The organism is Flavobacterium sp., from assembly GCF_013822155.1.
GTDB lineage: Bacteria > Bacteroidota > Bacteroidia > Flavobacteriales > Flavobacteriaceae > Flavobacterium.
On record NZ_PNJW01000041.1, the window covers coordinates 1 to 13,208 of the forward strand.

Here is a 13,208-nt window from a genome sequence, read left to right on the forward strand (position 1 = left end):
CATGAAAAAGGGAATTACAATCTGATGTGTCTAAACTTAAAGTGTTTTTTCTATTCAAAGAATTTTTTAAAAATCGTTGGAAAGCCCTATTAATACAGTAAGTATCTAGAAGAAACACATTTTTATTTTGACTATTTTTCATTAAGGCAAATGTAAAAAATATTATTAGCGAAATACAAACCTTTACTTAAAAAAATAGTTAACATTTATAATCTTCAAAAGCATTAATAATCCACTCATTTTCAGTATATTGATTAATTTTTATTTTTCCAATTCCGTCTAATAAGGCAAATTGAATTTTTCCATATTCATTTTTTTTGTCATGTATCAATAAATCCATGATGGGTTGTAAGTCATTTTCTTCAAAATCGATAGGCTCAAAAATAGCTTGAATACCCGATTTAATTTGACTGTATTCTTCTCTTGAAATTAACTCTTTTTGCATTGATAAATAACTTTCTAAAATCATTCCCGCAGCAATTGCTTCACCGTGTAGAAGAGTCTTTTTTGTTGAACTTTCCAAAAAATAACTTTCAATGGCATGACCCAAAGTATGCCCGAAATTCAAGGCTTTTCGTATTCCGTTTTCCGTTGGATCCTTACTTACGATAGCGTTTTTGATTACAACAGAATGGTAAATTAAGTCATCTAAATCTTCGATTGTGAAATCGTTTAAATTTAAAAATTTCTCCCAATAGGGTTTGTCAAAAATGAGTCCGTGTTTTAACATTTCTGCCAATCCGGAACGCATTTCGTTTTGAGGTAATGTCTCTAAATAAGTTGAATCTATCAATACAGCTTTAGGCGAATTTATAACGCCAATTTGATTTTTTAAATTAGCTAAATCTACGCCATTTTTTCCTCCGATAGAGGCATCAACCATTGCTAATAAAGTGGTTGGTATATTAATAAAATCGATTCCTCTTTTAAATGTAGAAGCAATAAAACCACCAATATCTGAAATTACGCCACCACCTAAATTAAAAAGCAGTGATTTTCTATCTCCACCTAATTCGGTCAAAGAATGCCATAATTGAACGCACGTATCGATGGTTTTATGACTTTCTCCTGCTTCAATTTCGATTACTTCAATTTCTAAATCCGTTGCTATATGAGCTAAAAAATTGGGTAAACAATTTACATAAGTATTAGAATCAACTAATACAAAAAGTTTAGAATATTTTTTTTCTTCTAAATAAGCATTTAGAAAAACATACCCATTTTGATTGAAATTGATTGAATAACCAGTGGCTTGTATTTTTTGCATAGTAATAAAAGTAGTTAGCAAACGTATTAGTTCAATATTATCGAATTATAATTATTTGTACAAATTAAATCAAAAAAAACATAAAATTCTCAAACAGTCCTTATCTTTGCTGAATTATTTTCAATAAATGATGGACAAAATCTTCGACAATACCCAAGTTGCTTTTTCTCTTAAAAGTGATTCTGAATTAGATAGAGCTTATTTTTTATTCAAACTCATTGACAACGAGCCGTTAGTGCGTATCGGAACAGCAGTGACAAATTTTGCTTTAAAGGCACACTTACCGGTGGAAGGCTTAATCAGGGCTTCTGTTTTTGATCATTTTTGTGGTGGTGTCAGTGAAGATGACTGTATGCCGGTCATGAAAAAAATGTTCACCAAAGGCGTTTGTTCGGTATTAGATTATTCTGTGGAAGGTAAAGAAGATGAGCATCAATTTGATGCAGCTATGAAAAAAACACTGAAAATCATAGAATTTGCAAAACTTAATGATGCAATTCCGTTTGCAGTTTTTAAACCAACCGGGTTTGGACGACTTGACCTTTATACTAAAGTAGGAAATAAAGACCCACTCAATTTTGAAGAACATCAAGAATGGGATAGAGTCGTTGCTCGTTATGAAGCCGTTTGTAAATTGGCCTTTGAAAAGGATGTTGCTTTATTAATTGATGCAGAAGAAAGTTGGATGCAAGACGCAGCTGATGAATTGGTTACTAAAATGATGCAAAAATATAATAAAGAAAAGGCAATCATTTTTAATACTATTCAATTATATAGATGGGATAGACTTGACTTTCTTAAAAAATTACATGAACAAGCAAAACGGGAAGGTTTTTATATCGGAATGAAATTGGTTCGTGGGGCTTATATGGAAAAAGAGAATCAGCGTGCGGAGGAAAAAGGATATAAAACCCCAATCTGTGCTACTAAAGAAGAATCAGATAAAATGTATGATGACACTGTGGCTTACATGCTAGATAATATCAATCAGATGGCTGTTTTTGCAGGTACACACAACGAGTTGAGTTCCTATAAATTGATGCAACTGATGGCAGAAAAAGGGCTGTCAAACAATGATAACAGAATTTGGTTTGGTCAATTATATGGAATGAGTGACAATATCAGTTATAATTTAGCGGCAAATGGTTACAATGTTGCAAAATATTTACCATTTGGACCGGTTCGAGATGTGATGCCCTACTTAATTCGAAGAGCAGAAGAAAATACTTCCGTTGCCGGACAAACCAGTCGCGAATTGATGTTAATAAAAAAAGAACGCGAACGTCGAAAATTACAGGACGATTAAAATATAAAAAGACACAAACCTTATGATTTGTGTCTTTTTTTTATGAATTAATTTAACCTTAAAATTTATTCTCCACTTCGGCTGCATTCAGCATGAAATAGTGTAAATCGGTATTTTTGATAAATGGTTTTAAGTTTTCACTTCCCGGACCAAACATGGCTAATTCTGTATAGTCTGCCGAGTGGTCCATGCTAATCCAACCAACGGATGTTCGTGATTTTTGCATTTCAGCAAAAGCTTTATAAGGAAGATTTTTGTAATTATACAAACCGCTATCCTCTTTTTTCAATCCTTCATAATAGCTTAAAATAGTTTTTGCTTCCTCATCATTTAATGCAAAACCGTTAGCAAATTCAATTCTTTCTTTTATTTGAGAAAGAGTAGAATTTGGATTAAAACCATTTAAAATCCATTCATTGGTGTGTTTAAAATATTGAATACTGTCAAAATGGTCGTTTGAAGTGCTACCATAAATAATTCCGGGATTGGCATTGCCATGGTCTGATGTGATGATAACTAAGGTATTGCCGTCTTTTTCTGCAAAATCAATAGCTACTTTTATGGCTTCATCAAAGGCAACTTGGTCATATAATAATCCGGCAATATCATTGGCGTGAGCTGCCCAATCTACTTTTCCTCCTTCAACTTGTAAAACAAAACCTTCTTTATGATTTTTCATCCGGTCAATAGCTTTTTGAGTCATTTCAGCTAGCGTTGGAACAGCATTGCTTAAATCCTTAACATTTTCTCTATCAATGGAATAAGGAAGTCCATCTTCATAAAAAACACCTAAAATAGGTTTGTCGTTAGCTGTTGCTAACATTTCATTACGGGTTTTAACCACTTGATAGCCATTTGATTCATAAGCCGCAAAAACATCTTTTTTATCACTTCGTAAGGAACTATCAAAATATTGTAAACCACCACCCATTAACACATCAAATTTTATTTTCAGATAACTTTCAGCAATTTCCGGTTGACTGTTTCTACTTTTACTGTTCACACAAAATCCGGCAGGCGTTGCGTGAGTAATTGGAACAGTGGTGACACATCCCGCCATTTTTCCTGCTTTTTTAAATTTTTGCCAAATTGGTATATATTCTTCACCGTTCACTCCAATATTTAAGGATCCGTTTTTCACACGGAAACCACTTCCCCAAGAAGAGCTTGCAGCAGCAGAATCAGTCACTATAGAAGAAGCTGAGGCCATGTCCATCAACGCTCTATTTACTTTATTTTCTCGATATAAATTTAACCAATTAGATCCTTTACCGGTTTTTCTATTTAAGTAAAGATCAGCCATGTTCAACGTACCTGAACTCATTCCGTCACTGACTAATACAATAATGTTTTTGGTTTTCTTACCTTTAATAGTAGCAGAAATATCAGGATGCTGTGCTATAGATTCAAATGGATTCAAAATAGCAGACCCTATCGTAAAAAGGGTGCCGTTTCTGAAAAATTTTCTTCTGTCCATGTAATTCTTTTTTTAATTGGATTCAAATATAAAAAAACAAAGGATTGGATGTGTTAATTTGGTATTAAATGCATTTAAATAAAAAAGCCGGAAAATAAATTCCGACTCTTTCAGGGTTGAGTTAGTTAAATTATTATAATTTTATTTCTATTTGGCCACGGACTAAATCTACAAATGTTTCACGTTCACGAATCAAATGTCCTTTTCCATCATACCACAAAACTTCTGCGGGTTTAAATCGGGAATTGTAATTAGAGGACATCGAAAAACAATAGGCTCCTGCATTTCTAAAACACAAAATATCACCTTCTTTAATTTCCGCAATTCTTCGGTTATTGGCAAACGTGTCGGTTTCGCAAATATAGCCTACTACTGAATAAAATCGTTCTTTCCCTTTTGGATTGGAAATGTTTTCAATATGATGATAAGAGCCATACAACATCGGTCTTATTAAATGATTAAAGCCGCTGTCAATTCCGGCAAATACTGTTGATGTTGTTTGTTTTACGACATTTACTTTAGCAAGAAAAAAACCGGCTTCACTCACTAAAAATTTTCCGGGCTCGAAAGCTAAAGTTAAAGGACGACCATATTCTTTTTCAAATTGATTGAATCGTTTGGATAGTTTTTTACCCAATTCTTCCACATTGGTTTCAATATCGTCTTTTTTATAAGGCACTTTAAAACCACTTCCGAAATCAATAAAATCTAATGTTTTGAAATGTTTTGCCGTTTCAAATAAAATTTCGGCAGCATAGAGAAACACTTCAATATCTAAAATATCAGAACCGGTATGCATATGAATACCATTGATATGCATATGTGTGTTTTCAATTATTCGTAATAGATGTGGCAACTGATGTATAGAAATACCAAATTTACTGTCTATATGACCAACAGAAATATTTGTGTTTCCGCCAGCCATCACGTGCGGATTAATTCGAATACAAACCGGAATAGATGGGTGTTTGGTTCCAAATTGCTCTAAAATAGATAAATTATCAATATTAATTTGAACTCCTAAAGCCGCTACTTCTTCAATCTCATCCATTGAAACACCATTTGGTGTAAAAATGATTTGTGCGGGTTTAAATCCGGCAGCTAAGCCTAGCTGAACCTCCTGAATGGAAACAGTATCTAGACCGGCACCCATTTTGTGAAACAGTTTTAAGATGGATATATTAGACAATGCTTTTGCTGCATAATTGATTTGAAGCCGTTCCACTTTTGAAAAGGCATTTGCTAACCGTCTATATTGTGACTCAATTTTGGTAGCGTCATAAACATAAAGTGGACTTCCAAATTCATCTGCTAATCCAACTAATTCCGAGCTATTCATTTTATTTTTTTAGCAAAGGTATTGTGGTGAAATTGATATTACAAGAAATAGCAAATCAATAACAAATAATAACAATATGTTATATTTGTAACAATTAAAGAATTGTTTTGAATTTTATACATTTTCCATATATAGTAATTTGGCATTTTTGTATTCAATAAAATTCAAAATGTAGCAACTTTTCAGATTTAGTTTGTTATTTTTGTTGCACTTTTTTAACAGACAAACGCATTTCTATTATGAATATACACGAATATCAAGGAAAAGAAATTTTGGCCAGTTATGGCGTACGAATTCAACGTGGAATCGTTGCAAACAGTCCGGTCGAGGCCGTTGCAGCAGCGAAACAATTAACTGCAGAAACCGGAACGGGTTGGCACGTGATTAAAGCCCAAGTTCATGCTGGTGGACGCGGTAAAGGCGGCGGAGTGAAGTTGGCTAAAAACTTGCAACAAGTGGAAGAGTTGGCAGAACAAATTATCGGAATGCAATTAATTACGCCTCAAACACCACCGGAAGGAAAAAAAGTACATAAAGTTTTAGTGGCTGAGGATGTTTATTATCCCGGGGAAAGTGAAACTTCAGAGTTTTATATGTCGGTCTTATTAAATAGAGGACGAGGTCGTAATATGATAATGTATTCTACTGAAGGTGGAATGGATATTGAGGAAGTGGCCGAACACACACCACATTTAATTTTTACGGAAGAAATTGATCCAACTGTTGGATTACAAGCTTTTCAAGCTAGAAGAATTGCATTTAATTTAGGCCTTTCCGGAACTGCATTTAAAGAAATGGTTCAGTTTGTTCAATCGTTATATAATGCATACATAGGTTCAGATGCTTCAATGTTTGAAATCAATCCGGTTTTAAAAACGTCTGATAACAAAATCATGGCTGTAGATGCCAAAGTAAATATTGACGATAACGCATTATACAGACAAGCAAAAATTGCTGATATGCGTGATATCCGTGAGGAAAATCCAATTGAAGTGGAGGCTAAAGCTGCCGGTTTGAATTATGTTGACCTTGACGGTACAGTTGGTTGTATGGTAAATGGTGCCGGACTTGCAATGGCAACGATGGATTTAATTAAATATGCGGGATATGAACCGGCAAACTTTTTGGATGTAGGTGGAACTGCTGATGCAAAAAGAGTTGAATTAGCTTTCAGAATCATTTTAAAAGATCCGAATGTTAAAGCAATTTTAATCAATATTTTTGGAGGAATTGTTCGTTGTGATCGTGTTGCACAAGGTGTTGTAGATGCTTATAAAAATATGGGAGACGCAATTAAAGTGCCAATCATTGTGCGTTTACAAGGAACTAATGCAGAGATTGCAAAAGAATTAATTGATAATTCCGGAATGCCAATTTTATCGGCAGTCCAATTTCAGGAAGCTGCCGATCAAGTAAAAGTAGCTTTAGGATAAATAGTAAAGTTTTATATACAAAAATCCCGAGTGAAAGCTCGGGATTTTTTATTTATTTTTTTCTGCCATGGCAATTACATGACCATCTAAATCGGAAAAATAGAAGGCAAGGTCACCCCAATTTCGTTCTTCAATAGTACTAATGAGTGGTACATTCATTTTGATGACATGTTCAAATTCATTTTGAATGTTTTCGACCATAAAATACAATTCACATCTCGGAATGCCATCCCCTAGACTTGGATGTGGTAGTTTTGGAGTTATGATTTTTGCAATTCCTTCAGTAGGCATCAAACCTAACTTACAAAAGTCATTAAGTATAAATTCTGTCATTCCGGGAACATTTAAATCAGGTTCTTTTCTGAAAAGAGTTGCATAAAAAGCAGTACTTTTTTGTTGGTCTTTTACATAAAGAATAATTTCAAAATGGTTGAAATGCGGAATCATAACTATTTCTTCCCGTTTTTATATTTCACTTTTTCCACGATTTCAATTTTCTTTTCCGGTTTTTTCTCTTGAAATTTTGGGTTTGAAGTCGGTTTTTTCTTAAAAGGTGCTTTTTGATTAGAAGTCGACTTCACAAAGGGCTTTCTTTCCTCATGTTTCTTACCTTTTTCTTCAATATTCTTCTCACCGTTTTCGGCTTTATGACTTTTAATCACTTCTATTGGATTTTTCGGATTCTCTTTTGTTCCACGTAAATGAATCACTAAACCGTTTAAAAAGTTACGCAATACCTGATCGCCACATTCTACAAAATTTGGATGATCTTCGTTACGGAAAAATGCCCCTAATTCTGTTTTTGAAATTCTAAAATCTACCAATTGTAAAATTTCCACGATTTGGTCATCACGAAGTTGTAAAGCGACACGGAGTTTTTTGAAGATATCGTTGTTGTTCATTTTATGAGTTATTGAGTTGCTGAAGTTTTAAATTTTGTGCAAATGTACGAAGTAAATAGCATTTCAAACATTTAATCTCTTAAAACCCATGACCGAAATTCGCAACCTTTAAATTATTTCAATAACCACAAAACCGCTTTTCCAAACTGTTCACTCCACATCTTTTCATTGTGTCGTCCACCTTTAACGACAACTTGTTTGGTTAAATGTAAACAATCGCATCGATTTTCAGCCATTATTTTAGTCATATGTTCCATATCGGAAACCATGTCTTCACTTTCGCTATCGCCACACAAAAAATAGAGTTTGGCTTTTGATTTTTTGGCATTTTTGGCATAATCGTAAATTTCATTTGAAAACCAGAAGGAAGGGGAAAAAACACCCGCTTTTCCAAATACTTCCGAATATTTTAAAACAGCATAAAATGAAACCAAACCGCCCAATGAACTACCAAAAATAATTGTGTTTTTTGCCTTCGATTTAGTTCTGTAAATCGAATCGATATGAGGTTTTAAAGTGAAAGCAATAAAATCTAAATACAAATCAGCCTTTCCTCCTCCGTATTTTTCATTTTTAAAAGGGGTTAATTCGTCCATCCGTTTGTCATTACCATGTTCAATTCCAACAATTATTGCATTAACTTTTAGACTATCTGACGTTTCATCTACTCCCCATTCACCGGCATACGAAGTTTTGGCATCAAACAAATTCTGAGCATCATGCATATAAATGACAGGATATTTTTTTGTCGATTTTTCATAATCCAATGGGAGATAAACCCAAATTTTTTTGGTTGTCTTGAGTTGAGGTGCATTTATTTCAAAGGTTGAATATCGCTGTTGCCCAAACACCTTTTCGCTTACAAAGATTAAAAGGGCAAAAACAAGTAGGATAGAGAAAAGTACTTTCATTATTTGAATAATTAAATGGAAAAACTAAATTAGCCAAAAATATGGTTTTATGATTACGTATAAGGAAAAATTAAGTTTATTAGGTGATATGATTGAATTGTCAAAAGTGGACGGACAATTGCACGAACGTGAATTAGAATTTATCAAATTAGTAGCGGAAGAATTAAATGTTAAGGAATCAGATTTTGAAGAATTATTTTCTTTACCAAATGAATTATTGGTTTTTAAATCAGAGTTTAAAAGAATTGAACATTTCTACAGATTAGCTTTATTGACTCATTGTGATAATCTTCATCACGAACGCGAACATGAATTTATGTACCAATTGGGGTTAAAATTAGGACTCAATCCTTTTGCCATTAAACGGGTTTTAGGAGAAATGGATAAATCACTAAATCGTATGATTGATCCGGATTTGTTGCTTGGAATTTTTAAAGAGCAACATAATTAGGCGAATTGGTTAACTGTAAAAAAGTCAGTTAATGAATTAACAGTCAATTGTTTTAACTGAAAAACTGACTGTTTTTGTATTGAAAAAATGTCATGATGACGGAATATTAACTTTGGTATATATTTTGTCAAATTATAATTGTATTAAAAAGGTTTAATTTTAAAATTATACAATTATGACACTTGTAAAAACAAACAATCGTTTTGCGTTCCCATCATTAATTGATGAATTTTTAAAACCTGATTGGATGGGTGGAATGGAACGCTTTAATGTGAATGTTCCTGCTGTGAACATCAAAGAAACTGATACTACGTTTGTAGTTGAATTAGCAGCTCCAGGAAAGAAAAAAGAAGATTTCAACATTGAATTGGATGACAATGTATTGACTATTTCTTCTGAAGCAAGTACTGAAAATGAGGAAAAAGACAAAGAAGGAAAATATACTCGCAAAGAGTTTAGCTATTCTTCTTTCAAACGTTCTTTTACTTTACCTGAAATTGTCAACGAATACGATATCAATGCAACGTATGAAAATGGTGTGCTTCACATCGCTCTTCCCAAACGAGAAGAAGCTTTACCAAAACCAAAACGAATGATTGAAATTGGTTAAATTTGTTTAGTATTGTAATGAAAATGCACTCAAACGAGTGCGTTTTTTTTTAGAGATACCCCATTTTTTCACTTAGAAGATGTTGACTTTTTATGAAAGTACCGCTTCCTCTGGCGACTTCCCGGTTTTTTTCGTCATATAAAATTGCATCGGCAATGAATAGATTTTTTGATTTAAAGGTTAGATTTCCAACAGCTTTGACAGTGCCTGATGTTACCGGCCTAAGTAATTGTATGTTAAACGTTGTTGTTAATATAAAAAAATCTTGAATAGTAGATTGCACTGCAAAATAAGCTGCATCGTCTAATAATTTAAAATAAACTGAACCATGCAACGACTGACCTGCATGAAAGAATTTGGATTCGATGGGTTGGATTATTTCTGCTCGTTCATGACTGACAGTTAGTTGAACACCTTTGTATAATTCTCGGTTAATCGGACCTAAATGATACATGTTTTCTAGTTTTCTGTAATGTATTTCTAAAGTAATCATGGATTTATATTTTCTCCTGCAAACTTTTAATCTCATCCCGAAACTTTGCAGCATCAATAAAATTAAGCTCTTTAGCCGCTTTTTCCATCATTTTTCGCATGTCGCGAATTTTCTTTTCAATTTCAGGTTTAGTGAGATACAAACTTTCCGGTTCGGCGGCTTTGAGAATTTTATCTTCATAATATTGTGTCGAGACAGAATTTCCACTTAGAACATTTCCTAAACTTTTATTCAAAGCTTTTGGTGATAAACCATGTAGTGTATTGTAAGCAATTTGTTTCTCCCGACGATAATTGGTTTCGTCAATTGTTTTTTGCATACTGTTGGTAATTTTATCCGCATACATTATGGCTTTTCCATTTACATTTCGAGCAGCCCGACCAACCGTTTGAGTCAATGAGCGATGGCTTCTAAGAAAACCTTCTTTATCGGCATCTAAAATGGCAACAAGCGAAACTTCGGGTAAATCCAATCCTTCTCGTAATAAATTTACTCCAACGAGTACATCAAACAAACCTTTTCGTAAATCTTGCATGATTTCCACCCGTTCGAGGGTATCAACATCGGAATGAATATAGCGACAACGAATAGAAACTTTCGTTAAATATTTGGTTAATTCTTCCGCCATTCGTTTGGTTAAAGTAGTAACTAACACGCGTTCATCCGCTTCGCAACGGAGTTGAATCTCTTCTATTAAATCGTCAATTTGATTTAAACTGGGACGTATTTCAATGATAGGATCCAGTAATCCGGTGGGACGAATCACTTGTTCAACATAGATGCCTTCACTTTTTTGTAATTCGTAATCAGCCGGAGTGGCAGAAACATAAATGACTTGGTTTTGAAGACTTTCAAATTCTTCAAATTTCAAGGGACGATTATCCATCGCTGCAGGTAAACGGAAACCATACTCTACTAAATTTTCTTTTCTGCTTCGGTCACCGCCATACATGGCATGAACTTGTGAAATGGTCACGTGACTTTCATCCACAACCATTAAAAAATCATCCGGAAAATAGTCTAATAAACAGAAAGGACGAGTTCCCGGTTGACGACCATCTAAATAACGGGAATAATTTTCGATACCGGAACAATAGCCTAATTCGCGAATCATTTCTAAATCGAAATTGGTGCGTTCTTCCAAGCGTTTGGCTTCTAAATGTTTGCCTATTTCTTTGAAATAATCAACTTGTTTGACTAAATCTTGTTGGATTTCCCAAATAGCTGCTTGCAACACATCGGGTGAAGTCACAAACATATTGGCGGGATATATATTTAATTTGGTATAGCGTTCAATTACTTTGGACGTTTTGACATCAAAGGCTTCTATTTCTTCTATTTCATCGCCAAAAAAGTGAACGCGAAAGGGATCGTCTGCATAACTCGGAAAAATCTCGACGGTATCTCCCTTGATTCGAAATGTTCCTGCTGTGAATTCAACTTCGGTACGAGAGTATAAACTCTGCACCAAACGATGTAATAATTTTGTACGTGAAATAATTTGACCTTGGTCAATTGAAATCACATTTTTTTGAAATTCTACCGGATTTCCAATACCGTACAAACACGAAACGGAAGCTACAACCAGCACATCTCTTCGGCCTGAAAGTAGAGCAGAAGTAGTACTGAGTCGTAATTTTTCTAATTCATCATTAATGGATAAATCTTTTTCAATATAGGTTCCCGTGACCGGAATATAGGCTTCGGGTTGATAATAATCATAATAAGAAACAAAGTATTGAACCGAATTTTCAGGAAAAAACTGCTTGAATTCAGAATATAATTGAGCAGCCAAAGTTTTGTTATGAGCTAAAACAAGCGTTGGTTTTTCTACTTTTTCAATCACATTGGCTACTGTAAATGTCTTTCCCGAACCTGTAACACCTAATAAAGTTTGATATTTCTCGCCATTGATAATTCCTGTAGCTAATTTTTCAATTGCTTGAGGTTGATCGCCTGTTGGTTTATATTCTGATACGACTTGAAATTTCATTTTTGAGGGACTGAGTTGCTGTGGTTCTAAGTTGCTAAGTTATAAAAAGTATAATTCGTTTTGATTTTTGATTAAAACTTCCAGTCTTTCCGTTGTTTTTCGCTCAAAAATGTCCAAGCTACTAAGCGACTTATTTTTTGACCTTGCGTCATTTCTATGGTTTTGATAGTTGCAGCACCCACATTGTTGAGTGTTTTATAGATACTTTTTAAATGATCTTTTTTAGAAACTAGCGTTGTAAACCAGTAACATTGTTTTGGGTATTTTACACTTTCAAAAATCATTTGTGTAATGAAGGAAAGCTCTCCACCGTCACACCAAAGTTCGTTGTTTTGTCCGCCAAAGTTCAAAATAGGATTCGTAGTTTTTTGTTGGGTTAAATTCGATACTTTGCGACTCGAACTTTTGTCAGCTTCTTCTTTAGAGGCATGAAAAGGCGGATTACAAATGGTAAAAGCAAACTTATCTTCAGGCTGAATGATGTCTTTAAAAATAAAACGCGAATTCAGTTGCTGCTGTAGGCTGATAACCTCGTTTAAATGTGGATTTTTTTCAATGATATCCACACAGTTTTCAATAGCGGACGAATTGATATCGGTGGCCACAAAACTCCAATCATAAATAGCATTTCCTAAAATTGGGTAAATACAATTGGCACCAACACCAATATCTAATCCCATTATTTCATTTCCGGTTGGTATAATTCCATCATTAACTTCTGCTAATAAATCAGCGATGTAATGAATGTAATCTGCTCTTCCTGGTATGGGTGGGCATAAATAATCTGTAGGTAAATTCCAATCTAAAATGCCATAATAGGTTTTTAAAAGAGCTTTATTTAATGATTTTACTGCTTCAGGATTACTGAAATCAATCGTTTCAATTTCGTGTTCATTAATGAAAACAAACGGTTTTAATTCCGGTGACTTTAGGTACAATGTTTCAAAATCATAGCGAGAACGATGATTATTGCGTGGATGTAAAGTTGATTTTTCTATGTTGGGTTGATTTTTCAAAATTTCGATG

Annotated in this window: 13 protein-coding genes; 4 read left to right on the top strand and 9 right to left on the bottom strand. The window is 33.9% G+C overall.

Annotated elements, in window-relative coordinates:
- Nucleotides 1–199: 199 nt before the first annotated feature.
- The gene (gene aroB, locus C0512_RS10540; RefSeq protein WP_290861331.1) at nucleotides 200–1,267 is read right to left on the bottom strand and encodes a 3-dehydroquinate synthase; all 1,068 of its coding nucleotides are present in this window, start codon (nucleotides 1,265–1,267) and stop codon (nucleotides 200–202) included.
- A 130-nt stretch (nucleotides 1,268–1,397) separates the two neighbouring features.
- On the opposite strand from aroB, the gene C0512_RS10545 reads away from it, so the two are divergent.
- Complete coding sequence (locus C0512_RS10545; RefSeq protein WP_290861333.1) at nucleotides 1,398–2,573, top strand: proline dehydrogenase family protein; 1,176 nt, start codon at nucleotides 1,398–1,400, stop codon at nucleotides 2,571–2,573.
- Nucleotides 2,574–2,631: 58 nt separating this feature from the next.
- On the opposite strand, the gene C0512_RS10550 is transcribed toward C0512_RS10545, so the two are convergent.
- Nucleotides 2,632–4,050, bottom strand: a complete 1,419-nt coding sequence (locus tag C0512_RS10550; RefSeq protein ID WP_290861335.1) for an alkaline phosphatase — start codon at nucleotides 4,048–4,050, stop codon at nucleotides 2,632–2,634.
- A 133-nt stretch (nucleotides 4,051–4,183) separates the two neighbouring features.
- Complete coding sequence (lysA, locus tag C0512_RS10555) at nucleotides 4,184–5,389, bottom strand: diaminopimelate decarboxylase (RefSeq protein WP_290861337.1); 1,206 nt, start codon at nucleotides 5,387–5,389, stop codon at nucleotides 4,184–4,186.
- A 239-nt stretch (nucleotides 5,390–5,628) separates the two neighbouring features.
- Between lysA and sucC the strand changes: the two genes are divergently transcribed.
- Nucleotides 5,629–6,822 carry an ADP-forming succinate--CoA ligase subunit beta gene (gene sucC, locus C0512_RS10560; protein ID WP_290861339.1) on the top strand — a complete coding sequence of 398 codons (1,194 nt, stop codon included), beginning with the start codon at nucleotides 5,629–5,631 and terminating at the stop codon, nucleotides 6,820–6,822.
- Between the two features lie 48 nt (nucleotides 6,823–6,870).
- Here sucC and C0512_RS10565 read toward each other — a convergent pair whose 3' ends face one another.
- From C0512_RS10565 to C0512_RS10575, 3 genes are all read right to left on the bottom strand, one after another.
- On the bottom strand, nucleotides 6,871–7,269 hold the full coding sequence (locus tag C0512_RS10565; protein ID WP_290861341.1) for a VOC family protein: 399 nt from the start codon (nucleotides 7,267–7,269) through the stop codon (nucleotides 6,871–6,873).
- Between the two features lie 2 nt (nucleotides 7,270–7,271).
- On the bottom strand, nucleotides 7,272–7,724 hold the full coding sequence (locus C0512_RS10570; RefSeq protein ID WP_290861343.1) for a DUF1456 family protein: 453 nt from the start codon (nucleotides 7,722–7,724) through the stop codon (nucleotides 7,272–7,274).
- Between the two features lie 113 nt (nucleotides 7,725–7,837).
- Nucleotides 7,838–8,635: an alpha/beta hydrolase-fold protein gene (locus tag C0512_RS10575; RefSeq protein ID WP_290861345.1), complete on the bottom strand. Its 798-nt coding sequence runs from the start codon at nucleotides 8,633–8,635 to the stop codon at nucleotides 7,838–7,840.
- A 49-nt stretch (nucleotides 8,636–8,684) separates the two neighbouring features.
- Here C0512_RS10575 and C0512_RS10580 point away from each other — a divergent pair, with 49 nt between their 5' ends.
- The gene (locus C0512_RS10580) at nucleotides 8,685–9,086 is read left to right on the top strand and encodes a TerB family tellurite resistance protein (protein ID WP_290861347.1); all 402 of its coding nucleotides are present in this window, start codon (nucleotides 8,685–8,687) and stop codon (nucleotides 9,084–9,086) included.
- 175 nt (nucleotides 9,087–9,261) lie between these two features.
- Nucleotides 9,262–9,696, top strand: a complete 435-nt coding sequence (locus C0512_RS10585) for an Hsp20/alpha crystallin family protein (protein ID WP_290861349.1) — start codon at nucleotides 9,262–9,264, stop codon at nucleotides 9,694–9,696.
- Nucleotides 9,697–9,745: 49 nt separating this feature from the next.
- On the opposite strand, the gene C0512_RS10590 is transcribed toward C0512_RS10585, so the two are convergent.
- The 3 genes from C0512_RS10590 to rlmF all read right to left on the bottom strand — a co-directional run bounded on the left by C0512_RS10590 (nucleotide 9,746) and on the right by rlmF (nucleotide 13,198).
- Nucleotides 9,746–10,189, bottom strand: a complete 444-nt coding sequence (locus C0512_RS10590) for a PaaI family thioesterase (protein WP_290861351.1) — start codon at nucleotides 10,187–10,189, stop codon at nucleotides 9,746–9,748.
- Nucleotides 10,190–10,193: 4 nt separating this feature from the next.
- Nucleotides 10,194–12,182, bottom strand: coding sequence for an excinuclease ABC subunit UvrB (gene uvrB / locus C0512_RS10595; RefSeq protein WP_290861353.1), 1,989 nt, complete (start codon nucleotides 12,180–12,182; stop codon nucleotides 10,194–10,196).
- A 71-nt stretch (nucleotides 12,183–12,253) separates the two neighbouring features.
- Complete coding sequence (rlmF, locus tag C0512_RS10600; protein WP_290861355.1) at nucleotides 12,254–13,198, bottom strand: 23S rRNA (adenine(1618)-N(6))-methyltransferase RlmF; 945 nt, start codon at nucleotides 13,196–13,198, stop codon at nucleotides 12,254–12,256.
- Nucleotides 13,199–13,208 lie beyond the last annotated feature (10 nt).

What these genes read in the sequence shown, in the direction of transcription:
- C0512_RS10575 (WP_290861345.1), bottom strand. Translation starts at nt 8,635, where the DNA reads ATGAAAGTACTTTTCTCTATCCTACTTGTTTTTGCCCTTTTAATCTTT.
- C0512_RS10585 (WP_290861349.1), top strand. Translation starts at nt 9,262, where the DNA reads ATGACACTTGTAAAAACAAACAATCGTTTTGCGTTCCCATCATTAATT.
- C0512_RS10550 (WP_290861335.1), bottom strand. Translation starts at nt 4,050, where the DNA reads ATGGACAGAAGAAAATTTTTCAGAAACGGCACCCTTTTTACGATAGGG.
- lysA (WP_290861337.1), bottom strand. Translation starts at nt 5,389, where the DNA reads ATGAATAGCTCGGAATTAGTTGGATTAGCAGATGAATTTGGAAGTCCA.
- C0512_RS10580 (WP_290861347.1), top strand. Translation starts at nt 8,685, where the DNA reads ATGATTACGTATAAGGAAAAATTAAGTTTATTAGGTGATATGATTGAA.
- C0512_RS10565 (WP_290861341.1), bottom strand. Translation starts at nt 7,269, where the DNA reads ATGATTCCGCATTTCAACCATTTTGAAATTATTCTTTATGTAAAAGAC.
- sucC (WP_290861339.1), top strand. Translation starts at nt 5,629, where the DNA reads ATGAATATACACGAATATCAAGGAAAAGAAATTTTGGCCAGTTATGGC.
- uvrB (WP_290861353.1), bottom strand. Translation starts at nt 12,182, where the DNA reads ATGAAATTTCAAGTCGTATCAGAATATAAACCAACAGGCGATCAACCT.
- C0512_RS10570 (WP_290861343.1), bottom strand. Translation starts at nt 7,724, where the DNA reads ATGAACAACAACGATATCTTCAAAAAACTCCGTGTCGCTTTACAACTT.
- aroB (WP_290861331.1), bottom strand. Translation starts at nt 1,267, where the DNA reads ATGCAAAAAATACAAGCCACTGGTTATTCAATCAATTTCAATCAAAAT.
- C0512_RS10590 (WP_290861351.1), bottom strand. Translation starts at nt 10,189, where the DNA reads ATGATTACTTTAGAAATACATTACAGAAAACTAGAAAACATGTATCAT.
- C0512_RS10545 (WP_290861333.1), top strand. Translation starts at nt 1,398, where the DNA reads ATGGACAAAATCTTCGACAATACCCAAGTTGCTTTTTCTCTTAAAAGT.